This window comes from Aeromonas sp. R1-2, from assembly GCF_040908505.1.
GTDB classification, from domain to species: domain Bacteria; phylum Pseudomonadota; class Gammaproteobacteria; order Enterobacterales; family Aeromonadaceae; genus Aeromonas; species Aeromonas veronii.
This window is the reverse complement of sequence record NZ_JBFODU010000032.1, coordinates 1-23570: the sequence shown is the minus strand read 5'-3', so window position 1 is coordinate 23570 and position 23570 is coordinate 1. Positions and strand designations below refer to the sequence as shown.

23 protein-coding genes, 1 tRNA gene and 1 other annotated feature are annotated in these 23570 nt (G+C 53.8%); of the genes, 16 read left to right on the top strand and 8 right to left on the bottom strand.

From position 1 onward, the window contains the following. Nucleotides 1-88 precede the first annotated feature (88 nt). Nucleotides 89-210: a sequence feature (Phe leader region), on the top strand. A 38-nt stretch (nt 211-248) separates the two neighbouring features. After that, a complete protein-coding gene (gene pheA, locus AB5Y76_RS12720; RefSeq protein ID WP_005343631.1) occupies nt 249-1421 on the top strand; it encodes a prephenate dehydratase in 1173 nt (390 codons plus the stop codon). 77 nt (nt 1422-1498) lie between these two features. Here pheA and AB5Y76_RS12715 read toward each other — a convergent pair whose 3' ends face one another. Then, complete coding sequence (locus AB5Y76_RS12715) at nt 1499-1924, bottom strand: LPP20 family lipoprotein (RefSeq protein WP_005349622.1); 426 nt, start codon at nt 1922-1924, stop codon at nt 1499-1501. Between the two features lie 10 nt (nt 1925-1934). After that, nucleotides 1935-2555 (bottom strand): FlgO family outer membrane protein, encoded by a 621-nt coding sequence (locus AB5Y76_RS12710; protein ID WP_263717436.1) that lies wholly within the window; start codon nt 2553-2555, stop codon nt 1935-1937. 206 nt (nt 2556-2761) lie between these two features. Here AB5Y76_RS12710 and AB5Y76_RS12705 point away from each other — a divergent pair, with 206 nt between their 5' ends. The 11 genes from AB5Y76_RS12705 (at nt 2762) to AB5Y76_RS12655 (ending at nt 10619) form a co-directional block, all read left to right on the top strand. Beyond that, the gene (locus tag AB5Y76_RS12705) at nt 2762-3916 is read left to right on the top strand and encodes a flagellar assembly protein FlgT (protein ID WP_019446850.1); all 1155 of its coding nucleotides are present in this window, start codon (nt 2762-2764) and stop codon (nt 3914-3916) included. Nucleotides 3917-3966: 50 nt separating this feature from the next. Then, nucleotides 3967-4043, top strand: a tRNA-Arg gene (locus AB5Y76_RS12700). A 209-nt stretch (nt 4044-4252) separates the two neighbouring features. Next, entirely contained in the window at nt 4253-5203 is a 951-nt protein-coding gene (locus AB5Y76_RS12695; protein ID WP_263717435.1) for a DUF932 domain-containing protein, read from the top strand. 94 nt (nt 5204-5297) lie between these two features. Next, nucleotides 5298-6287, top strand: a complete 990-nt coding sequence (locus AB5Y76_RS12690; RefSeq protein ID WP_075114251.1) for a YqaJ viral recombinase family protein — start codon at nt 5298-5300, stop codon at nt 6285-6287. Next, nucleotides 6284-7252 (top strand): hypothetical protein, encoded by a 969-nt coding sequence (locus AB5Y76_RS12685; protein ID WP_075114250.1) that lies wholly within the window; start codon nt 6284-6286, stop codon nt 7250-7252. The genes AB5Y76_RS12690 and AB5Y76_RS12685 overlap by 4 nt, the downstream gene beginning before the upstream one ends. A gap of 262 nt (nt 7253-7514) precedes the next feature. Continuing rightward, a complete protein-coding gene (locus tag AB5Y76_RS12680) occupies nt 7515-8063 on the top strand; it encodes a recombinase family protein (RefSeq protein WP_043124758.1) in 549 nt (182 codons plus the stop codon). 75 nt (nt 8064-8138) lie between these two features. After that, the gene (locus tag AB5Y76_RS12675; RefSeq protein WP_080722331.1) at nt 8139-8582 is read left to right on the top strand and encodes a hypothetical protein; all 444 of its coding nucleotides are present in this window, start codon (nt 8139-8141) and stop codon (nt 8580-8582) included. A 40-nt stretch (nt 8583-8622) separates the two neighbouring features. Beyond that, nucleotides 8623-9066, top strand: a complete 444-nt coding sequence (locus AB5Y76_RS12670) for an IrmA family protein (protein WP_263717434.1) — start codon at nt 8623-8625, stop codon at nt 9064-9066. Between the two features lie 87 nt (nt 9067-9153). After that, nucleotides 9154-9732, top strand: a complete 579-nt coding sequence (locus tag AB5Y76_RS12665; protein ID WP_263717433.1) for a lecithin retinol acyltransferase family protein — start codon at nt 9154-9156, stop codon at nt 9730-9732. 62 nt (nt 9733-9794) lie between these two features. Beyond that, nucleotides 9795-10220, top strand: coding sequence for a DUF2787 domain-containing protein (locus AB5Y76_RS12660; RefSeq protein WP_263717432.1), 426 nt, complete (start codon nt 9795-9797; stop codon nt 10218-10220). Nucleotides 10221-10229: 9 nt separating this feature from the next. Beyond that, nucleotides 10230-10619, top strand: coding sequence for a hypothetical protein (locus AB5Y76_RS12655; protein ID WP_263717431.1), 390 nt, complete (start codon nt 10230-10232; stop codon nt 10617-10619). A 217-nt stretch (nt 10620-10836) separates the two neighbouring features. Here AB5Y76_RS12655 and dcm read toward each other — a convergent pair whose 3' ends face one another. The 6 genes from dcm to AB5Y76_RS12625 all read right to left on the bottom strand — a co-directional run bounded on the left by dcm (nt 10837) and on the right by AB5Y76_RS12625 (nt 19896). Then, a complete protein-coding gene (gene dcm / locus AB5Y76_RS12650; RefSeq protein ID WP_263717430.1) occupies nt 10837-12114 on the bottom strand; it encodes a DNA (cytosine-5-)-methyltransferase in 1278 nt (425 codons plus the stop codon). A gap of 132 nt (nt 12115-12246) precedes the next feature. Further along, nucleotides 12247-13569: an LlaJI family restriction endonuclease gene (locus tag AB5Y76_RS12645; RefSeq protein ID WP_263717429.1), complete on the bottom strand. Its 1323-nt coding sequence runs from the start codon at nt 13567-13569 to the stop codon at nt 12247-12249. Next, complete coding sequence (locus tag AB5Y76_RS12640; RefSeq protein ID WP_263717428.1) at nt 13556-15502, bottom strand: AAA family ATPase; 1947 nt, start codon at nt 15500-15502, stop codon at nt 13556-13558. The genes AB5Y76_RS12645 and AB5Y76_RS12640 overlap by 14 nt, the downstream gene beginning before the upstream one ends. A gap of 25 nt (nt 15503-15527) precedes the next feature. Continuing rightward, nucleotides 15528-16451: a hypothetical protein gene (locus tag AB5Y76_RS12635; RefSeq protein ID WP_263717427.1), complete on the bottom strand. Its 924-nt coding sequence runs from the start codon at nt 16449-16451 to the stop codon at nt 15528-15530. Next, nucleotides 16448-18040 carry an ATP-binding protein gene (locus AB5Y76_RS12630; protein WP_263717426.1) on the bottom strand — a complete coding sequence of 531 codons (1593 nt, stop codon included), beginning with the start codon at nt 18038-18040 and terminating at the stop codon, nt 16448-16450. Before AB5Y76_RS12630 ends, AB5Y76_RS12635 begins: the two co-directional genes overlap by 4 nt. A gap of 5 nt (nt 18041-18045) precedes the next feature. Next, a complete protein-coding gene (locus AB5Y76_RS12625; RefSeq protein WP_263717425.1) occupies nt 18046-19896 on the bottom strand; it encodes a DEAD/DEAH box helicase in 1851 nt (616 codons plus the stop codon). A gap of 436 nt (nt 19897-20332) precedes the next feature. Between AB5Y76_RS12625 and AB5Y76_RS12620 the strand changes: the two genes are divergently transcribed. The 4 genes from AB5Y76_RS12620 to AB5Y76_RS12605 form a co-directional block, all read left to right on the top strand. Beyond that, a complete protein-coding gene (locus AB5Y76_RS12620) occupies nt 20333-21739 on the top strand; it encodes a DNA cytosine methyltransferase (RefSeq protein WP_263717424.1) in 1407 nt (468 codons plus the stop codon). Nucleotides 21740-21866: 127 nt separating this feature from the next. Beyond that, complete coding sequence (locus AB5Y76_RS12615) at nt 21867-22115, top strand: hypothetical protein (protein WP_236341050.1); 249 nt, start codon at nt 21867-21869, stop codon at nt 22113-22115. Between the two features lie 459 nt (nt 22116-22574). Beyond that, nucleotides 22575-23018, top strand: coding sequence for a translesion error-prone DNA polymerase V autoproteolytic subunit (gene umuD / locus AB5Y76_RS12610; RefSeq protein WP_025327594.1), 444 nt, complete (start codon nt 22575-22577; stop codon nt 23016-23018). Next, on the top strand, nt 22999-23570 hold a 572-nt coding region (locus AB5Y76_RS12605), incomplete at its 3' end, for a Y-family DNA polymerase (RefSeq protein WP_368177732.1). The genes umuD and AB5Y76_RS12605, both read left to right, overlap by 20 nt.

The window sequence follows — 23570 nt, the reverse complement described above, 5'->3', positions numbered from 1 at the left end:
ACCCTGCCCCCATCCCCGCCCGCGGGCAAGTTTTACTTGCATCAGACCGGCAAATCCCTTAATGGTTATGACGTTACTTCAAGGACACACCTATGCACGCACCATTCTTCTTTGCTTTCTCGTTTATCCGGCCCGCTTGAGGGAAGGCCTGTCGTCGTGTGAACAGAAAGCAAAGACGAATCGAGCCTCCCCTAGCGGAGGCTTTTTTTTGCATTAATATCAATCGATTACTTGGATAGGGAACAATCATGGCAACGCTCGACGAGATCAGACAAGACATCACCCGGTTGGATCAGGAGCTGCTTGCCCTGCTGGCGAAACGCAAGACCCTCAGCATCGAGGTCGCCCGTGCCAAGCAAGCCAACCCGCGCCCCATCCGTGACCACCAGCGGGAGCAGGAGCTGCTGGTCGCCCTGATCCAGAAAGGGCGCGTGCTTGGGTTGGATGCCCAGTACATCACCCGCATCTATCACACCATCATCGAAGACTCAGTGCTCTCCCAGCAGGCCTATCTGCAGAGCCTGCTCAACCCGGAGCAGCAGGAGCCGATGACCAGCGTCGCCTATCTGGGGCCGCGCGGTTCCTACTCCAGCCTCGCCGCCCGCAAATATCTGGCGCGCTACAAGGATCAGGTGATCGAGGTGAACTGCCAGAACTTCCGCGAAGTGCTGGATGCGGTGGAGTCAGGCCGCGCCGCCTTTGGCGTGCTGCCCATCGAAAACACCAGCTCGGGCTCCATCAACGAAGTCTATGACGTGATGCAGCATACCAGCCTCTCCATCGTCGGCGAGCTCACCTATCCCATCGAGCACTGCATCCTCACCGCCGTGCCGACCGAGCTGAGTCGCATCAAAACCTTCTATGCCCACCCGCAGGTGTTCCAGCAGTGCTCCCACTATCTGAGCAAATTGGAAGGGGCGCGCCACGAAATCTGCGACTCCTCCTCCAGTGCCATGATGAAGGTGAAAGAACTGGCCAGCCCGGAGGCCGCCGCCATCGGCAGCGCCGCCGGTGGCGAACTGTATGGCTTGGACGTGCTGGCCGAGCAGCTCGCCAACCAGAAAGAGAACTACAGCCGCTTCATTGTGGTGGCGCGCAAGCCCATCGACGTGGCGCCGCAGATCCCGGCCAAGACCACTCTCATCATGTCCACCTCCCAGAAGCCGGGTTCGCTGGTCGAGGCGCTGCTGGTACTGCGCAGCCACGAGATCAACATGACCAAACTGGAGTCCCGTCCGGTGCAGGGCAACCCGTGGGAAGAGATGTTCTACCTCGATGTCTCCGCCAACCTGCAGACCCCGGCGATGCAGGCCGCACTGGTAGAACTGACCAAGATCACCCGCTATATCAAGGTGCTGGGCTGCTACCCGAGCGAGGATGTGAAACCTACCGCAGTGCCGCCGGTGCTGATGGGGAGCTAACCAGCCCACAACGACAAAAGGCGAGCACCCTGCTCGCCTTTTGTTTTGATGCCGGTTTTCACGGCAAGCCCATCAACTCAGAACTGACCGGCCATCAGCTGGTTGATGTTGTAGAGGGCACGGGTATCGAGCTCCATCTCGGTGGCATAGGTATTGCCGCGCGGATAAGAGGCAACCACCCGGGCACCACGCACCACACCGGCGACCGACACATCCAGCGAGTTGGAGGTCTGGGTCAGGTCACGATAGCTGCTCTGGCCGCGCACCTGCTGACCATTGAGCTGCTCGGCCAGCTCGCGATATGCATCCATTTTGGAAGCGCGAATGGCTTGCAGCATCTTCTCCGACTGGGAGGGGCCGGGCTGGATGTCGATCACCGCATAGCCCACCGCCTTGAGCACCGGAAAATCATCGGGTTTGCCACCCTGGGTGTAATCCACCACCCGGTTGTAGCTGCAACCGGTGAGCAAGAGTGCCAACAGGCAACCAAACAGGATCTTCATGACTCGCTCCTCACGGGGTCAGGTTGACCAGATGACCGCCCGGCCGGGCCTGACTGTCACGCATCAGATAACCGCGATTGATCGATGCCCGACCAAACGAATTGTTGGCACCGAACAGATATTTTTGCGGGATCAGGCTCTGGGCCGTGGTCTCCACCATCTTGGTGCGCATGTCGATAACGCGGGCGTTGACCTGAATTCCCTTGCTGTTGCGGCTGAAGGTGCCGACCAGAATGCGGGAGATCGGCAAACGGGAAGAGAGCTCCTTGTAGTTGCGGCTCAGCACGAAGTCCCCCTGCGGCGTCACCTTGATACTGCCGGTCAGCTTGAAGTCCACCACCACCTCGCCGCGACGGTTGAGCTCGTAGATAAAGCTCTCCTCAATCTGCTGCCCCATCCAGTTGGTATCCTGCAGGGTATCGAGATCGACGAAAGAAGCCACCGCGATGGGCTCGGTCAGGGTGGTCAGCGATTTGCGCTCCATCAGCTGATCGGTCATGCGCGCCACCAGCCAGTTGAGCTCCATCCCCTGCGCCGCCTGGCGGGGGTCACCCTGATCCCGATTGATAGGGTCGGAGCCACACCCGGTCAATGCCAGGGCAAGCGCCAACGCCGTGATGAGTTTGTTCATGGATACCTTTCCTGTATCTGCACCTGACTTATTATCGGACGCGCCGGACAAAGCTTGAGCCGGGAATAAGGCATGATTCTTGCTTTTTAATGGTCATCGTCAGCGCCAACGTGCGCTGCCACTTGGAACGTGTTGTGATCCATGTCGGCCAGCAGGTGCCATTTCCTCAAAATGGCGCGGCTGCCCGCCAACTCAAGGTATCTGCTATGAAATTACCGCTGCTGTTGACCCTGCTGCTGGCCAGCCTGAGCGCCCGAGCCGAGCTTATCGAAGCGCAGGGCAGCGCCGCCATTCTGGGGGGCGATGAGGTCTATGCCCGCGAGCAGGCGACCCGCGACGCCCTGCGTCAGGCGCTGCTGGCCAGCGGCGCGGCTGTTTCCAGCGTCCAGCGTCTGGAAAATGGCAGCCTGCGATCCGAGCAGATCCAGATCCGCTCCGGCGGTGACATTCGCCAGTACCGGCTCAAGCGGGAAGAGGTGCGCAACGGCCGCATGTATATCACGCTAGTGGCCGACATTCAGGCCGAGCGCCAGATCTGCCAGACCCAGCACTTCGCCAAGGATTTGACACTGGTCAGGCTGCGGATGCGCTATCCGGACCAAGCCAGCTACGGCGCCATGGACGACATGCCGGAAAACCTCTCGCGCCGGCTATTCGAAACCCTCGCCAACGCGCCGCAAGGGGTCGCGGTGCGCCAGTGGCTGGATGAAAACCTGCGCATCGATCCGCTGCATCTGCAACAGGGGGATCGCAGTGCCCTCGAAGAGATCAAGGCGCTCAGCCTGCGCACCGACAGTCAGTATCTGGTGCTCGGCAGCATCGATGATCTCTCCATCGAGCCGCAGGGCAACCAGCTGACCAGCTGGTATGAGGATCCCGTACGCAACTTTCGCATGCAGCTCTACCTGTTCGATGGCATCAACGGCAGTCTGGTCAACCGCAAGGTCTACGAAGGGCGCGCCACCTGGACCTTTGGCAAGCGGGAGCAAGTGGGCAGCAGCAGCGGCCAGTTCTGGCAGTCAAGTTATGGCCAGGAGGTCAACTACCAGTTGCAACAGGCGGCTCAGGATCTGGTAGCCCAGCTCACCTGTGCCCCGGTCACCGCAAGAGTGGTCGGCCAGAACGAACGCGGCCCCTACATCAATCTGGGACGGCGCAACGGTGTCAAGCTCGGCGACCAGTTCCGCATCCAGCACAACGCCGACTTTATCGACCCCTACGGCAAATCGCGCATGATGCGCAACCCGGCCGACGGCCTGTTCGAAGTGGTGCAGGTGTTCGACGATGGCGCCATCATCAGCAGCCAGAACAAATATTCGCCGTTTAACATCCAGAACGGGGATTTGGCAGTATTGGAATAAGAATCAAGGGTTTAAAAGGGAGTTGCTTCTTGTATAATGCCCGCCACACAGCTCCCGTAGCTCAGCAGGATAGAGCGGTCCCCTCCTAAGGGACAGGCCACTGGTTCGACTCCAGTCGGGAGCGCCATATAAAACAAGGGGTTGGCATCATCACGATGCCAACCCCTTGGTCGTTTTTGGCCTGGGGTACCACACGGGGTACCACAGCGCGCATTCCATAGCTACAAGCAACAGGGTTAAATGAGTCTCATTTCAATTAATTTCAGATATATATTATCTCCATGAACCTACCCAAGGGACTGCTCTGTGCAGTCCCTTTTTCATTGGAGATTTCTCATGGCTCACTTGATCGATACGATGGCCTACACCGGTCAAACGCCCTGGCATGGCCTTGGCAATGTTTTACCCCCGCAACAATCTCTCGATATCTGGCTACAGGCTGCCGGGATGGATTGGACCATCGAGCAGAGCGACGTGATGTTTAACGTCGCCTCCGATGCACTACATATCCGCCCCTACAGCGACAGCAAGGTACTTTATCGCTCCGATACCCTTGCCCCCCTGTCGGTGGTCTCAAGTCGCTACAACGTGGTACAGCCTCATGAGGTACTGCACTTCTATCAAGACCTAGTGGAAGCCGGTGGCTTTGAGCTGGAAACAGCAGGCTCGCTCAAAGGTGGCCGCAAGCTGTGGGCACTCGCTAAGACCGGCCAAGATCTAAAACTCAAAGGCAATGACTTGGTAAAGTCCTATTTGCTGCTGGCGACCAGCTGCGACGGCACGCTCTGCACCACGGCGCAGTTCACCTCGCTGCGAGTGGTCTGCAACAACACCCTGCAGATGGCACTGCGCGGCGCTACCGGAGCCATCAAGGTGCCCCACTCCACTCAGTTCGACGCGGCAGCGGTCAAAGAGTCCCTCGGGCTGGGACTCTCCCATTGGGATGAGTTCAAGGCACAGACCAAGGCGCTGGCACAGAGACCCGTGGCCCCTGAAGAAGCGCTGCGCTTTTTCAGCGACCTGCTGGCGCAACCGCTGGATGAGGAGAGCATCATTCTCACCAAGCCGGTACAACGGCTGCATGAGCTCTATCAGGGCGCGGGTATGGGCTCAGAGCTTGCCAGCTACCGCAATACCGCCTGGGGGTTGGTCAATGCGGTCACCGAATACGTGGATCACCACCGCCGAGCCCGCAGCCAAGATCACCGGCTTGATTCCGCCTGGTTTGGTCAGGGCGCCCAACTCAAATCCCAAGCCCTGAATCAGGCACTCACTCTGCTGCAGTAATTCCGCTTTCCCATTCAAACCGCATAACGAACTCACCCGGACTGGCACAAGCCAATCCGGGCGTAGCCATTTATGCCGTCAACAAGGAATAGTCATGAAAGCAAAAGCCAAATACGGCCGAGCCCTGCGGCTGGCCTCCACTACCCAATTAACCCGCGAGCAGTGGCTCGCTATCCGCAAACTCGGCATTGGCTCCTCCGATGCCGCCGTGGCAGTGGGGCTATCCCCCTATAAATGCCCGCTCAGCCTATGGTTGGAGAAGACTGGCCGCAAGGAGCCGGAAGATATCTCCCACAAGGCAGCGGTGCTGTGGGGCATTGAGCTAGAGCCGGTCTTGGCGCAGGTCTACGCCAAACGCACCGGCTTTCGTGTGCGCCGGGTCAATGCGGTGCTGCAACACCCCGAGCAACCCTTCATGCTCGCCAACCTCGATCGGGAGGTAGTCGGCCACCCCGATGGGCCTGGCATTCTGGAGATCAAGACCGCCAGCTATCACAGCGCCCCCCAGTGGGAGGAAGGGGTGCCGGTGGCCTACCAGTGTCAGGTACTGCATCAGCTGGCCGTTACCGGCCATGCCTGGGCCGAAGTGGCAGTGCTGATCGGCGGCCAGGATTTTCGGATTTACCGCATCGAGCGCGATGAGGAGAAGATCCTAGATCTCACCGAGCGGGAGGCGCAGTTCTGGCAGATGGTGCAACAAGACCAGCAGCCCGAGCCTGACGGCTCCAGCGATGCCGCCAATGCCCTGAGCTGGCTGTTTCCGCGTGACGATGGCCAGACGGTGGATCTCTCCGATTCTCCCGAGTTCAACCAGCTGTTTGGCGAGCTGCTGCGCTTGCGTCAGCAAAAGGAAGCCGTCGAGCTGCAGGAGTCACAGCTCAAACAGCGGCTGCAAGCCACCTTGGGTGAAGCGACAGCCGGGCTGTTTGCCGACGGCAAGATCACCTGGAAGCGCAGTAAAGACCGGCTGGCACCGGATCTCGATAAGCTCGGACAGGATCATCCCGACTTGCTCACCCGTTACGTTAAACCGGTGCCCGGCGTACGCCGTTTCACCATTCAACCCTTGAGGCAAACACCATGATCAAAGGACTGGCGATCACCCCGCCCGTGATCGGGCGGATCTGCATCGGCAAGCTGGTGCAAAAACAGGATAAGTGGGTGCCGGAGAAGGACGACAGCTTCACCCTCACCACCCAGGTACAACAAAAAGGGGGATGGTTACTCCATCCCCTGCATCAACACTACTCATCGCAGAAAAGTGGCCAAGGGCAGGAGCAAACCAAGATCCGCGCCATTCCGGTGCGGGTGCTGTTCAACGACAGCGACCTGAACCTGCGAGCGGAATACAGCGCCTTTGACCGGCAAACCGGCAGGCCGCTCTGTGTCGGGAATGGGGAGGTGGCAAGACGCGTGGGGGCGCAAGGCATGGAGGAGGTCAGCTGCTCTGGACCAGAGCGCTGCGCCTTTGCTGGGCAACAGGGCTGCAAGCTGTACGGGCGACTGAACCTGTTTGTGGAAGGGCAAGGGGATGAGCTGGGCAGCTTTATCTTCCGCACCACCGGCTACAACTCGGTACGCACCCTAGCGGCACGGCTCAAGTATCTGGAGGCTGTGAGCGGTGGCCATACCCGTTATCTGCCGCTCACCCTGCGGTTGCGGGCCAAGAGCACCACCCAGTCCTACCGCACACCAGTCTACTACGTGGATTTAACATTGCGGGAAGAGACCAACCTGACCGAGGCAGTCAGGCTCGCACAGGAGGCGGCCCTGCGTGACCAAGAGGCAGGCCTTGCCATCGACCAGATGGAGCAAGCTGCTCGCGAGCTGCTGCGTAACGGCCAGTTTGAGGATATTGATGAAGAGGTGCCGATGCTGCTGGAGGAGTTTTATCCTGAGCCAGAAATAATAGCGTCATCTTCCACCTCACAGCCTTTGGCAACCGTAACAGCACCAAAACGCCTCAGCCCTCGTTCCTCGCCCCTGACCAGTAAACTGGGTAAAAACGCGGCCTCTTCACCACCTACGCCTGAGCCACAAAGCCAATAACTTACGTTGGCATCTTGTTACATCCAATCAAATCAATCAGTAGCACAATATTCTGCTACCCATCACGACGGGACGTTTATCACAAAGCGTCCCGTTATTTCTCTCCATCGCTAGTTTGGAGTCAATAGATCAAGCCCTAGTGACACTCACGAAATCGGCACTCATTTCATCTATTTCCCTCCATTTTCAGGTCAAGAAGGTCTCTTCGAGACTTTTGACCATGGGGGTCAGTGTACCTTGCCCTATTGACCGGGAGGAGACCATGGCACTGGTAGGTTACGCACGTGTTAGTACGGGAGGTCAGAGCCTTGAAGTTCAACTTCGAGCGCTGGCCGAATGCAATAAGGTTTTCCAAGAGAAGGTTAGCGGTGCCAGTGATGATAGGCCACAACTTGCTCTCCTCTTGGATTATGTGAAGGAGGGGGATGTGGTGATGGTTACCAAGCTGGACCGTCTGGCTCGTAATACTCGTCACCTATTGGAGATATCAGAATTTCTACAACACAAGCAAGTTGCATTGCGGATATTAAATCTGGGGATTGATACCTCAACGCCTACCGGCAAGTTAATGCTCACCATGATCGGTGCTATCGCAACCTTTGAACGAGAATTGATGTTGGAGCGGCAAGCTGAAGGTATTGAGTTAGCCAAGCGCCGAGGTGCTTATAAGGGGCGTAAGCCTACTGCAATGGCAAAAGGTAATGAAGTTCTTGCACTGGTTGCCAAAGGATTACCCAGATCTGAAATTGCCAAGCGCACGGGGATCAGTATCTCCAGCGTACAACGCATACTCAGATCTCAGAGCAACTGAAAAGTAGTGTGGTTTACCATTCCTCGTGATAGCCATACGCCTCTATTTAATAATAGTTATTCGGTGAGATAAAAAATGAAAAAGCTGACATTCTGCTTACTACTAACGCTTATGTCTGGAAGTCTATCACTACGGGCAGCAGAGCCGTTCACAGGCTTTCTGCCTGCACTAGTGCAGGACAAAACAGGGAAACCATTTTGGTGTAACGCCCATTTGAAGTTAAATAGAAAATGTATCGCAACTGAAATCAGTAATCTTTCAATGGTCATTGTTCGCAGTCAGCCATTCGGTGAGTGTGAAGCAGGCATGTGGGGCTGGATCGCCACTGCGGGCTCCCCACAGAAAATTGCCATTGGTTACACAATTACGCCTGATGAAAAATTCAATATTTCACTGAAAGATATGTGTCGACCTGGCACTGTTGTCAAATTTCAACCAAATAAGAAGTATAAGAATGAGGAAGACCTGGTTGGCTTTTACAATGGCAAAGAAATATTCAGATACCTTGGGCGTAAATAACTAAGTGGTTTAAGAGAAAGTAATTGTCACGAGGATTTCTATGAAAGACATACATCGGTATTTATTGGCCTCCACGCTGATATTCTCGGCCATCGCCTGCAGTGCCCAAGAACAACGTTATCTCTCTATCCAGCACACCGACACCGTCTACGCCAACCAGGGCGTCTGCGCGTATCACTTCTCTTTAGATAGTGGGGGAGCCGATGAGTTTGGGCGGTTGTATATCACGCTGCAGTTTAATGACAAAAAGGGCAAAGCGCTGGCCGAGTCAACGCTGGAGGTTGAACCCTTCGGCGGGAGCTCCGCCACACGCTATGGTGGTGGTTTTACGGAAGTTGATTGCGGACAGGTTGAGCAAGCCAAGTCCATCGCCATTATTCAGGCGACCGAGGTCTTTGCACATAACCAAGTTACCCGGCTCCCCATCTCCACCTTCACACCCAAGTTTTACCAACCACTGAAGATCACCGTGAGCGGCAAGTAGCCCGCTCAGGAAAAACAAAGCCAAAGGGCGTCACCGTAATGGTGACGCCCTTTTTCATTTCCAACCCTTGATGAGGAGCATCACCCCATGACACGACATTTCATTATCGGCGATCACTTGGTAACACCGCAGCCTGAAGGCCATCATCATGGCCTCTTTGTTGGCCATGACCAGGTCATTCACTGTCTACCATTAACTTTTGGAGAGCACTCAGGCCAACTGACGTTGACCTCGTTGGCGCAATTCAGTCAGCACTGCGCTATTGAGGTCAAGCCCCATGCCCAACGCCTGTTCAGTCGAGAGGAAAGCCTGACGCGGGCTTACGCCCGACTCAATGAAGGTGAGCAAGGCCAACCATTTGCCAGTGGCGAGCAGTTTGTTACCTGGTGCATCGAAGGGCTTGTGCGCCCCCCTAGGTTGCTGCAAACCGCTGTAGCAACGGTGGTGGCTGCCGAAGTCGCTCGTCACACGTTAGGCAAGGCGGCCACCAGTGCAACGGCAGGACTTGCTGCCAGCACCCTAGCCACAACGGCTGGCGGTAGTGGCGCAGCTGCAACTGTAGTATCGGTGACCGGTATTGCCACAGCCCCATTGTTAGCCCCCCTTGCCGTGGGTGCCGTCGCAGCCTATGGCGTCAGCAAGCTGTGGGATTGGTTAAACGACTGACCCATCACTTCAAAGCACAAGCAGGGGGCTCCCCCCCTGCTTGAACTCAATGAGGAAACACCATGACCATTCCCTTTTTCCGGGACGGCTTTGCCCTGCCCGTAACCCAAGCATTGTTGGTTCTGCTCAACCAAGAGGTCGCTAACACCGAGCTCAACCTTGAGCGCTTAACCCAACTGACCTTCAACTTTCGCAATCCCGGCTACAGCGCCGAGCAAGGCGGCGTACACCCGGTCGAGATCCGCCTGATCCGTGGGCTCGATGGCTGGCTGTTCGATTACGTCACCGACTTTAGCTACCAAGGGCTCGGCCAGGATGCCGAGCTCTGCAAGGCGCTCGATTTCAACTTCCTCGATGGGGAACACACCATGTTGGGCTGGGGACCCCTGCGACTGGCCGAAGCGCGGGAGTTGTTCGATATCTGGCAGTGCAACTTCATTGCCTACTGCCGGTTGGAATGCTTCAGCGTCACGGTCGCTGGAGATTAGGAGGACACGATGAGACAAGAATTAGCGCTTTCCCACTATTCACGTCAGTGGCTGGGACAAGTCGCCGCCAACGCCAAGATAAGCCCCACCCGCAGTGGTCAGCGCTGGCTGCTGCACCTGACACCGCATAGCCCACAAACCAGCATCATTACTTTACAAGTTCGTTGGTCTGGCGTGCAGTGGCAACTGCTCTCCCTCACCAATGCTGAGGACTGGCGCACCATGAGTCAACCAAGAGATGAAATCTGCATCGACCCCAAGCGTCGCTGTTTTTGGCGTTGCCAAGCGGGGCCAGTTCCGCTCACCGAGCAACCCCTCGTACTAGGCAACTTTCTCACCAACCTGCAGTGTATCTGTACTCATCGAGGCTTTACAGTGGTAACCGACCCATTACCCTAAGAAGATACATAAGACGAGAATACCGGTGATGCGAGAAGTCGCCGCCATGGCTAGAGCCATACCGACGACCAACTTAACGTCACTCAGCGTAAACCGATCGCCCTTTGACCCCAACATGCTTGATGCCTGCTGGGGTCTTTCATTTTCTAGAGATTCTATGTGCTACCACAAACTCAAGGAACTCGGCAGCTGAGCACAGATATGCTATGCGGATTGATCATTTTTCAGCAGCTTTCATGGCTCTGACAAGCTGTTCTGCTATGGCACGGATCACATTCATACACACGGAGTTACCGAACTGCTTATAGATCTGCCCTTGCGATACGGCATCAACGATAAATGAATCAGGAAAACCCTGTAGCCGCGCACATTCACGAGGCGTCAATTTTCGCGGATTTTTTCCCAAATGGGACTGATCAATAAGAATCTCAGAGCCGTCCTTGTAGTAGCGGGCACTGATCGTACTGGTATAGGGGCTGTCTTTATTGAAGAGAGAGTAACCGAAGCCATTTCCTTTTTTTTCGTGCTCGGCCTTACGCTTCTGATGTCCGGCCCATAACGTATCGGAAATGGTGTACTTATCATCGGCAGGCGCCAAATTGTCCAGATTTTCCAAGATATCGCCGACACGTGTAGGTGTCATTGGAGGCACCGGCCACTGAAAAACTTGGTCAAAATCGACACCAGAAAAATAATTTTTATCGAAGCCGACAATAAAAATCCGTTCGCGATTTTGCGGTGCACCGAAATCTCCAGCCCTCAGTACACGATAATCGACCCAGTAATTCAGCTTCTCGGACAACGCTTGGCGAGCATCTTCACTCATGGGTACATCGTCAGGGATTGAATGCGTGTCCGTACCACGCAGGATATCTAGGATGGTTTTAAGCGTCCGTCCTTTGTCATGGCCCTGCAGCTGTTTCACGTTTTCAAGCAGGAACGCCTTGGGACGCTTTGCTGCCATGATGCGCTGGATCTCAAAAAACATCGTACCGCGGGTATCGCTGAAACCCTTCTTCAGACCGGCCTGCGAGAAAGCTTGGCAAGGAAAACCGGCCAGCAGGACATCGTGATCTGGTATGTCAGCGGCAGCGATTTTGGTAATGTCGCCATGCGGCATGGCCCCGAAGTTGGTTAGGTAGGTTTTTTGGGAAAACTTGTCCCATTCCGATGTAAACACGCAACAACCACCTTGTTGCTGGAATGGAAGACGAATGCCGCCAATGCCAGCAAACAGGTCGATAAAGGTAAAGTCGTGCCCATCTTCTTGACGTTGGCTGAACGGGGCATTGGCAAGATACTCATCCATCTTTTTTTCCAGAGCGAGTATGTTTTGCCACTTGGCTGCCGAAGGCTCATGCTCTTCTTCTTCCCAACCCCGTATCGTTCTCTCGCCTGCGGCGCCAAGACCCAGCAGGTTGGCAAGTTCTGTACGGCCAATACCGAGTCTGTCTCTCAGCGACTTGATGTACTGGGGTTTATTCTGACTGCTCATCTAGGGATAACCTTATCCGGTTTTTAACCGGGCGAAGGTAGCACTGTGCACGCCAGCAGTCAATCTGCACGAGCCAGCCTTTCCGCTGCAATTGCAGGGACATGGCGAGTGTCGCAGCAACCTCGGCAGCAATTAGGGGTCAGAAACCCTAGGACTGGTGGCACTGGGCACGGCTGCGCCGGTGTCGAAAATCTCTCTGGTTAGGTTTGCCAGCTTTTCCCCAGTTGCGTACAGACGTAGTAACGCCAGCGGATCTTGGTAATGGCAATGTATCGGGCCGTACCCCAACGGACCCTTAGAAGGGTCGGCTGGTTTGCTGTCCCGTTCTGCAACAAAAGCCGTCTTCAGGTTTCCCTCCCCATTTCCCGGAAAAATGAAGTGGTTGGAAATGTGCGTCCTCGGGTACAGATGCTTGATGGCCTGCAGGTAAAAAAACTGCTTTACCAAGTCCGGCCAGCCCGGTGCACTTTGTGGTGAACGTGCGTCGTAATACTTGGCATCGATGACAGCGATATGTTGCATGCCTGGTTCCTGCAGAACCGTGTCGGTCCGTTGCCCCTTGCCAGCAACCAGCTCCATCTTGCCATCGCCTGTGAGATAGGCCGGTACCGGCAAGCGATCATTCACTGTCAGCTTGCCGATTAAGCATTCATCCAGCATAGCTTCCCATAGGCCATGAAACTTTTTAACGCCTACCAGCAACGGTCCCTGAATAGTACCTTTTTCCTTTTTGAGATATGCAATCAGACTGCGGATCAGGAAAATGTCTCTCTCCGAGTAGCTCAGCTGCAACTCTTTGCCGAGGAACCTTATCCACGCATCTGGTGTGCCGACTGGTGCGGGCATGCCTGCCAGTTTCCGGTCCACTACGCTGGTTCTGCCCAGCCACAACATGCCATAGGCAGACAGCACCTCCCGCATTACTGATGCATGTATCCGCGCAGTCATGCAGTCGGTACTGTAATGTGTCCGCGTGGTGGAAAGGTCCAGATACACTGGTCCGCCTGCACTGGGATACGCTGTATTGCGGGCGATGGTTCTCGGCCAGTTGGTTTTGCCATTGTTGGTCGTTCGCACGCGGGCACGACGAACATACAGACCGCTTGCCAAGTAGTCCTCGATGAGAGCCACGGCAAGGGAAAGCGACTCGCCGCCGGTGACCATCGTCCCATGATCATTGGCCCGCATGCCACTATCCCGTGTTCTGTAGAACCTCACAAGGGCGCGGAGCAGGTAATACGCCGAACGATCTGCCGGCTCTAGCGAGCCGGCATTATTGCGTGGCAAGAAGACGATAAGCCTGCAGCCAACCCTGAGCAGGCCGCAGAAATTTATTTTCTTGCTATCTAGATCAACCAACCCAAGCTCCCTCAGCTCTTCCGTCACACCATCCGGAATATCTGAATTGCTCACGAGCATGCGGTCCGAAAGATATAGGATATCAGCCGGCTGCATCGTGTGCCGTTCCGCTATCTGGGGTCAAGCTTTCCGCTGCCGTACCAACTTTCAACCCAGCTTTCGCCAGTGCCTCTTCAATAGGCAACGAGAAAACTGGCTGACCCGCCCTGAAGTCTGCAGACAACTTGCCATAGGTCTTGTAGGCAGAAGAAAAGATGCGGTCGTGCCCGTGGTGTCTCAGTACGTCATCCCACAGGTAAATGAACAGTTTGCCTCCCAGCGCAGATCTGGCCTTTTCTTCATCCTCGAGTTCTTTGGCGCTCAGGAAGAACGGACCGAGCAGACGGTCTTCAGCCACATCGCATTCTACTAGTGCAGCATTAATGCACTTGGCAAGTGCCGGCCAAGTGAGAGTAATGGGACCGCTGGTTGTTGCAAGCGTGATCGTGATCTGCGGAATACCTGCGACGCTGAAATCGATTGGCAGGTACTCGAAGCGCCAGCGCCGCTTAAATGCCGTATCAAGCGGCATAACTGCCTGGTCACTGCTGTTCATGGTGGCAAGCAGCGACAGGTTGGCTGGAATCCGGAGCACATCCAGCGGGGGAAGGCCGTTATCTTTGAGCTCGTGGTTGACGTAGCCAAGCATGTCAGGGTCGGCAGCACGGATGCTGTAAGTGCTCCCGCCGTCAGGGTTGCGATCCAGCAATTGGAACAGCTCACCGAAAACTGCCGCTGCAGAGGCGCGGTTGATTTCCTCGATGACCAGAGTAACTTTCCGATCAGGGTTTAGCAGGGCATGGACAAGTGCATCGGTGAAAGGCCCTGCTCTGAAGCGGTAGACAACATTGCCACTTTCGGTAACGGGCTTCAGGGAACCGACAAAGTCGGCATGCTGGGTGTCCGGATGGAAAACGGTAACGAACTTGTCGGAGCTGTCATTGCATTCGTTGTGCACCCTGTGGCTCTTGCCAGTACCGGGGGCACCGTAGAAGATGCAGTTTATGCCACCGAGGATGGCAGGCCCAGTCATGCGACGGCGTTTTTCCGACTCCACGTAGTACATACCGCCCCGCAGTCGGACACACATACCGGGCCATAATGCAGTAACACTTGCTGATATGGTATTCAGCGTTTTCGCATCCAGCAGGCCTTTCCTAACGAAAATGTATTTCTTGCTGCTGGCAAGGTAGTGGACAGGTGCGCCAAAGTAGCGGTCATTGCTTGGTTCAGGCATCGGACGAGTCAGTAATGCATCGGCAATGCCACCCCAGCTTACCGGTTCGGTGTCCGGCAACTCATCCAGCTGGCCTTCCCAGCCAAGTATGGACATCACGCGGAACATGAATTCGTCCGAGTCAGAAGTCCGGAACATCCAAGGGATCGCATGGCTGTATTTCTGATAAAGCAGATTGAACGCTGCAATGTTCTCTTCTGCGCTGATACCCAAAAGCAATTTTGCCAATTCGGAAGCATTAGTGTCTGGAACCGGTATCATTTTGAGGATGGCGGAGTCGAACCCATCAATCCTGAAAGATTCTCCGTTTATGAATTTCCTACCTGCGTCCTCATCTTTGGGATCAAGCAAGTCAAAGAAAGTCTGCTGGCTATGTGGATCAAGCTTGTCTAGCGGTGCAACGTTGCTTTTTCTATTCTGGATAATGTCTACAATTTGTTTCTGGGTAATTTTCTTTCCAGAAATTTTAACGCTGCGTAACTCGTCATAAACCTTCTTGTATTTATTGAGAAGAATCAAGGCGGGCCTTAGCTTTAGCGCATAGAGAAAACTCTGACTCGGCATGTAGCAATGGTTATTTTCATTGTTCATGACTTTGACTGAGTGCCCGAAAAAATTGATCTTCCGATCATACTGCTTCAATGATGAAAAACTATTCTTTGTTTCCTCATCAAATGTGATTTCATCGAAATCCCATTCGGCATCATCTTCTGTTGGAAACCAAGCTCTCAGCAAAGCAAAATTGGTAAGCATGTGACATTATCCCGAATCTGTTTTTCTAGTCGTGTTTTATCCAGAGTTCCCTAGAAAGGGCCTGCCGCATGTTCTCGATGAACTTCTTGTTCTGGTCGGAAAACTGTGAGTTCTCGAACTCGGCAAGGAAGAATAGCAACTCAGCCAGAGCAGGAGACACCTCCTGCGACAACTTCCTAATCAGGGGATGCTTGTTATTGATGGTGACGTAATGGTCATCTTCATAGCCGGGCTCCCACAACGAGCCATCGGTGGTAGTGGCAAAGCGGACGTCAAGGTCTGTCGGGATCGACGTAATCACGCTGATCTTCTGCAGCCGGTTACCGCTGCCGGAAAACAACAGGCGGAAATCCAGAAGGGCGTTAAAGATTATGGCCAGCGCATCGCTAAAGCCTGAACGGTAGATGTTGTACCGGTCGGCGATGATGTTGCCGAACATGTCGGTATTGTCCTGTCCGATGGCATTACACCCCGCAAACCGCTCTATCAACTCCCTGACAGGACTTGGTATAAACAGGCGGGCATACTTTTTCCCCTGATGGAGCAACGCAGCGGTTACTCGGTCACGGGAAAACTCGAACTCCGGAACTCCAAGTATTTCCGCAGCTTCGTAAGTCATGCGGACAATTCTGCAGCTATCGGGCAGCTCAGCCACCACCCAGCTTGACAACACAGCGTAATGTTGTTCGAGCTTGTCCGTCGGCAGGTCGCTCACCGGATGCCCCAGTTTTTCCTCGAATGCCCCCGCCTTGTTGAATGCCAAGGTGCTGGCAGCAAGCTGGTAGATATAGTCGGTCACAATCTGGTCTGACTCATCGAAAATCCGGTTGAACAGGTCTATCGGGAGCGGGATCCTGTTCTGCCAGAAAATCAGGCCATCAACGCGGTAAGCCCTGTTCCTATCGTGCAGGTAGCGTTTGAAGTCGGCAAGGTCGTATTGGTAACTCATTCGACGTCCTCCTCCGGATCTGGTAGTTCAAGACTCAGATAGCGCAGGGTATCGCTGACTTTGTGCCGGAATCCTTTCAGGGTGTGCTGGTTGGCTTCAGAGTATTCACCGTGCTCTGCGTTTGCCAAGCTCCACAGCAGCATATCCAGCGCCTTGACGGCCTCGTCGTTGTCCTTGCAGACGTTATACATCTTTGCGAAGTAGGGGTGAGACCTGCCCAGCGTGACGCAGGTATTGCCTGCCGTATCACACGAAGGTTCCCACAGGCTGTCCCCCGTAAGTGAGTCCTCTTCATGAACGCGGACTGTTTTGTCTCCATAGACGCGGATACCAGGGAGCAGCACGGGCTTGGTCTGATTCCGGTTACGGATGGTCACCGACTCTCCGTCCACCTTGATATCGGCATTCTTGGTATGGCTATCCTGCTTGCCGATTGCATTGTTCGCTGGACCATGTCGCGGGGTACCTGTATCCGAACCGTTGCTGTCCGTGCGTTTTGATTGTGCACTGAGAAGCGCCTGCCGCCATGGTGCGATCAGGCTTTGCAGCTCTCTGCGCACATCGATTGGGATGATGACGCGGCTCTTGCGGAAATCGATGCTGAAGACGTCGTCTAGTTCGTGGGTAAAATCAAGTACCACCCGTAGCCGAGTAATCTTGCTTTCTTTCTGGTACATGCGATGGGGCCAGCCGTCGTGCCAAATCAGCCGGCCTTCTCGGTAGATATAAAAACCTTGGTTGTCCAAACCGTATCGAACAGCGGCCTGCTCTTCGGCAGTAAGATCATTCTGCGAGGGAATCAAACTGCCCTTGATGGTAAATCCATGCTGTTTGTCGTCGAGCAACACATGGACCGCTTTTTCTTTCAGCAATTGCGGGCGAGCATCGCTGGCAGTGACTAGGCCAGAGCACAATGGGTCCCACCCTTTCAGTTGGATGTCAGGCTCGTCGATAATCTTGATAGAGATCGCTACCTCACCGGCTGCAAGAAACTTGAAGAAAACGGCACTCAGCTCATCCTCCAGCTCCTTGCCCAGTGCTTTGATCTGCTTGACGACTTGCTTATCGCTGCCTTGCTTGACCAGCCGGTCGATCTTTTCCCAAATGATCATGGTACCGGCATCGCCGGCAAACGCTTCAAGTGACTCGAAGTCCTCGTAATAGTCATCGTGGTCCGGCGTTTCCAGCTCCCACTTGTCTTTCTTGCAAATGGTGTCCAGATCCCAACTGCGACCAACGTTGTCGCCCTCCTTGCGCGAGAGGACTACGAGGCGACGGCAGAAGGCCGTCGAGGCAGTTTTCAGGCCCATGCCGAACTTGCCAAGCGATTTCGGGTTAGGACGCTTGTCGGAGCCATAGCGCATAGCATTTTTCAGCTCGGCATCCGTCATGCCTTCGCCGTTATCGGTAATGATGACCCTGAATTCTCCCATCAGGTATTGCAGTTCGATGGAAATCTTGGTGGCATTTGCGGCGATCGAGTTGTCGACTATGTCGGCAAAGGCCGCCTTTTCGCTGTAACCGGTGTCCCGCAGGCTTTCTACCAGCCTAGCTGCGGAGGGGCGGAAGTCGTCTTCTTGGAGGTCCATGCTTGTCATTTCGTGAGTGATTCCAGGTAGTCCAGCATCAGCTGTTTATCGGTTTCCTTGTGTCCGGTGACGGTCACGACCTGCTCGCTTAAGGTTTGCTTCAGTCGTAGCCGTTCATCGATCATTTCTTCGATGGTGTCCGCGTAATACAGATAGTGCACACTGACCACAGATTGCTGTCCGTTCCGCCAAGCGCGGGCTGTTGCCTGCGCTTCAAGAGCAGGGTTCCATTGCCGGCAATAGTGAATGACATGCGTGGCTGCAGTGATGTTCAGCCCCATGCCAGCAGTCTTCGGGTGTAGCAACAATACTGAAAAGCCGGCAGAAGCTGAGAAAACGTCAATAAGGGGCTGCCGTTCTTCATTGGGCGTGCGCCCGTCGATGACACCGGCTGTCACACCGTATTTTTCGCGGATGGCCGAGTGGATCAAGTCAATTGCCTTCTGGAACGTGGCAAATATGATCACTTTTTCACCCGATGCAGCGATGTCATCCAGTGTCATTAGCAGCAGTTCAAACTTGGCACTATAGGCTGCCAGTGATTTTACATCGCGGGGTATTGCTGCATCGAGCAGCGCTGGGTGCGCCGTGTACTGCTGGAGCTTGTTGATCAACTGCAGGATGCCGCTACCACCTTTGGCCGCATCCTGTTGTATTTCATTGATGAGGGCATCGTAATTCTTGCGTTCCCGCTCACCTGCAGTAATCGCTGTGTGGATATCGATCTTTTCTGGCAGTTGCGCCAAGACATCCTTCTTCATGCGTCTTAGGGTGATCTGCCGCAGACTCTGCTCAAGCTCATCAAGATTAGTTTCGATTGTGTCGGCAATGTCCCGATGAACATACCGTGACCGGAAGTCCTGCTCGTCGCCCAGATAGTTGGGGAAAACAAGATCACAAAGTGCCCATGCATCCATCAGACTGTTTTCAACTGGCGTGCCGGTCATAGCCACGGATGCAAAGGTATTAAGCCGTCTTGCGGCCAGCGATCTTCCGGAGCGGGGATTCTTCAGCATGCTGGCTTCATCGTAGAGAACGAGCTCAAAAGACAGCTCCTCCAGCATCGCAATGTCGGAAGTCAGGGTGGTGAAGGGAGTCACAATGATGTTGTACTTTTCCAGCGCCGTGCTCAAACCCTCCCTGTATGGTCCGTAGTGCAAATATGGGTGTAGCTCTGGGGCAAAAAAACGGAATTCTCTGACCCAGTTGTCCAGCAGGGGGTTGGGGACGACGATCAGAATGCGGCCATCCGGATTGTTCTGCAGAAGATCGCAGCACAAGGCAATAACCTGCGCGGTCTTACCTAGGCCCATGTCGTCAGCGAGCAGAGTCCCTATGCCGTTGCTAGCACAAAACACCAACCACTCAACACCATATTGCTGGTAAGGGTAGAGCTCGCGTACGAATAGCTTGCCGTGAGTGCAGGCCTTTTGCTTCTTGGCCCTGAAGCGGTCAACGAGGGCAACCGGAATTTCGCTGATCAGGCCTTCCCTGCGCAATTCTCGCAGCAGCCTGAGCAAGCGAGGCAAATGCAGCTCGTTGACCGCGGCAATCACATGTTGCCGCAGACGGTCGCTGACAAAATGGACCCGTTTGTTGTCAGCTATGAAATAACCGTGTTGCGCTACGGTTTTCACTTGGCAAGCATCAAGCAAGGCATCCCTGAAATGCAGAGTAAAGCATGGGGAGACATCGGGGTTGAATCTAAAACTCAACTCAGCAGGACGGCGCGAGACGACCAAATCGATTTCGTTGCCATCCATCAGAACGGTGAATTTACCAAGTTTGAACAGCTGAAGGGGCTCCACAGGGAGCCTGTCAGCGAGAATCAAACCGTCGTGAACCGTGTAAACCATTCTTTATCCTATTGCAGGGATAGTTCCTATTGAAATCACTCTACACAAACGTCCATCTCTGCTTATCGACACAAATCCATGCGACACATTCTAAAGATTTAGAATTGATATGTCTCATCAGAAACCGTGATGTGGCCTATTTTTTAGTTAAAACAACCCCTTAAACCTGCTTCGTCTTGCCTTGTTGTTTAAATCGAAGGGTGGGGAAATTCAGGAGTACAGTGGCTATAGCTGTCAATTGCGGAATCTACTCACAAGCAAAAACCTCTTGAGAGCCAAGGAAGCAAAAGGTCTCAGACCCCCCAGTGGTATATCGACTCTGACTATGGAATGGGGACTTCTACGACAAAAGCACTGTTTTTCCTTACAGGGACATTGTGCCTCTGGGTCAAATGAGTGATAGACTCCGCACAATTTTTAAAGACTGGATTCAACCATGAACGGTGCATTGCAACTCAGCTCTCTGGATGAAATCCAGAACTATCAAAATCCTAGCCTCAAAGAAGACCGTCATCTGATGGAGATGGTCCTTGAAATCTATGATCAGAAACAAATCGCGGAGAAGCTGCGTGAAATGGGCGACAGCGAGTGGACCCGCGAGGCACTCAATCGCTGGCTTAATGGAAAAGTTGAACAAAAGCCACTGACTCATCACGAAACCGAAATGCTTAAAGGACTGTTGCCTTCACCACCCGAGCATCACGGAAGATACGATTTCAAGTTTATCGATCTATTTGCCGGCATTGGTGGCATCCGCAAAGGATTCGAGGATATTGGCGGCCAGTGTGTATTTACCAGCGAGTGGAACGAACAAGCAGTCAGGACCTACAAGGCCAACTGGTATTGCGACAAGAAACATCACAAGTTCAACTCGGATATCCGTGAAATCACTATGCCGGACAATGAAAACCGTGACTTTGTTTATGCTCATATTGACAAGGAGATCCCAGATCATGATGTTCTGCTGGCTGGTTTCCCATGCCAGCCATTTTCCTTAGCCGGAGTATCCAAAAAGAACTCGCTTGGTCGCGCCCACGGTTTCGAATGCGAGGCCCAAGGGACCCTGTTCTTTGATGTCGCTAGGATCATCGATGCCAAGCGGCCAACTGCGTTTGTCTTGGAAAACGTCAAGAACCTTAAAAGTCATGATAAGGGAAATACCTTCAGAGTAATCAAAGAGGCTCTGACAGAACTGGGTTATTGGATCGCGGACCTTGATGTAAATGGTTCAAATGATCCCAAAATTATCGATGGAAAACATTTTATTCCACAACACCGAGAACGTATTGTTCTCGTGGGTTTCAGGAAGGATTTGAATCTGCACGAAGGTTTTTCACTAAAGGAGATATCCAGGTTATTTCCTGCAAAGAGAGTTACTTTTGCTGACTTGCTTGAACCAGTTGAGCAGCTTGATCCTAAATACATCCTGACACCCAAGCTGTGGTCGTATCTTTATCAATACGCCAAGAAGCACCAAGCAAAAGGTAATGGCTTTGGCTACGGGCTCGTCAATCCTGAGAATCCTGCAACCGTTGCTAGAACGCTATCTGCCCGCTATCACAAGGATGGCTCAGAAATCCTGATTGATCGTGGCTGGGACATGCAGCTGGCAGAGGTAGACTTCAATAATGAACAAAACCAGCAAAAGCGCCCACGCCGTCTTACGCCTAGGGAATGTGCCAGATTGATGGGGTTTGAACAGCCGAGAGAATACAACTTCAGAATACCAGTCTCCGATACGCAAGCATATCGGCAATTCGGTAATTCGGTTGTTGTCCCTGTGTTTGCAGCTGTAGCCAAGATGATGAAACCGATTTTATTAAAGTCTAAAAACAAGACTTAATACAGTTCACTATTTATATCTATCGTAGCGTCCATCAATTTAATGATGGGCATTTCTTTGAATAAATAGTTAAAAATGACATCAGCCTTCTATTTATATACAGTTGCCTATGATAATGGAGTAAATCATGGAAAATTCAAAAATACTTGACGCATTAAATGCTCGGTTTCGCATGATCGGATTATCAGCAGATTGGATTTATCAAGCGTGGTTAATCAAAGGAACTCTAAATAGAGGGGTTGTTGTTTTTGAAAATGAAGATATTTCTACATACGAACTCGTAGAATTTTATTATGAAGATGAACAGCGTGTAGAGAAAATTTTATTCTCTGGCTCGTTAGGAGACGTTATAGAATTTTCTTCTTGTTTAAAATAATAGGCAAGATCACCTCTGAAATACCGTACCGTTCAAAAGTCAGGCAGCCTTTGGTAGCTCATCCAACACCACCTAAGGCTGCCGAAATCCCAAACATATCCCAGACCAACCACTCAACTACCGCTTGCAGCCACAGGATATCCAGCAGCACTAAGCTCAAAACGCTGATCCTCCTGCATACTGTCCGTCAAGCCATTACTGCTATCGTTCCCATGAGCAATAGGGATGCGCATTGCAAAGCAGTGCATCGACATGCTGAAGATGTTGTCAGCCAACAAACTACTTGCCATGTATTGATTGCAGCCTGATTTATTTAGATAAAACGTACGTATTTTGTACTATTGAAAAGCATTTTTGAGTCTAGTGAGACCAAGGTACGCCACTCTTGGTTTGCAAGACTTGCGCTGGTTCAAAGGTGGCGCGCTATAATGCCTGTATATAAATACAGGTGTTGTTGCCATGAAGCTGTTAACCCCAGACCCATCACCCGCCGAGGTGACCATCCCGCTGTTCTTGCACCGCGCCTCTTGTGGCTTTCCCAGCCCAGCCAGCGACTATCTGGAAGGGAAGTTGGACCTCAACACCCACTGCGTGGCCCACCCTGCAGCAACCTTCTATCTGCGTGCCGAGGGGGAGAGCATGACCGGGGTCGGCATCTTTCCCGGTGACTTGCTGGTGGTCGATAAGAGCCTCACCCCGCGCCATGGTGATGTGGTGATTGCACTACTCGATGGCGGCTTCACGGTAAAGACCTTGCAGCTCAAGCCGAGGCTGCGGCTGCTGCCAGCCAATCCGGCGTTCGCGCCTATCGACCCTTGCATGAGCCTCTCCCTGGAGTTGTTCGGAGTGGTCACCCATGTGATTGGCAATCTGAGGCAGCGTGATGGCTATAGCGCTCGTTGATGTAAACAACTTCTACGCCAGCTGTGAGCGGCTGTTTCGCCCTGAGCTGCGTGGCCGCCCGATCGTGGTGCTCTCCAACAACGATGGGTGCGTGGTGTCGCGCAGCCCCGAAGCCAAGGCGATGGGCATCAAGATGGCCGGGCCCTACTTCAAGATCCGCGAGCAGTTCGAGGCGCATGGCGGTGTGGCATTCAGCTCCAACTACGCGCTCTATGGCGATATGTCTGGCCGGGTGATGAGCACGTTGGAGACCATGGCCCCTGAGCTTGAGGTCTACTCCATCGATGAAGCGTTCATGGCGTTGTCGGAGTCGTTTGCCGGGGACCTCACCGCCTATGGGCAACAGATCCGGCAGCGAGTGTGGCAGTGGACCGGCCTCACGGTCGGGGTCGGGATCGGCCCCACCAAGACCCTCGCCAAGCTGGCCAACTATGCAGCCAAGAAGTGGCCTGCCACGGGCGGCGTCGTGGACTTGCGTGACGAGCTGCGCCGTGCCCGGCTGATGGCTATCACCCCGGTGGACGAGGTGTGGGGCATAGGACGGCGCTTGGG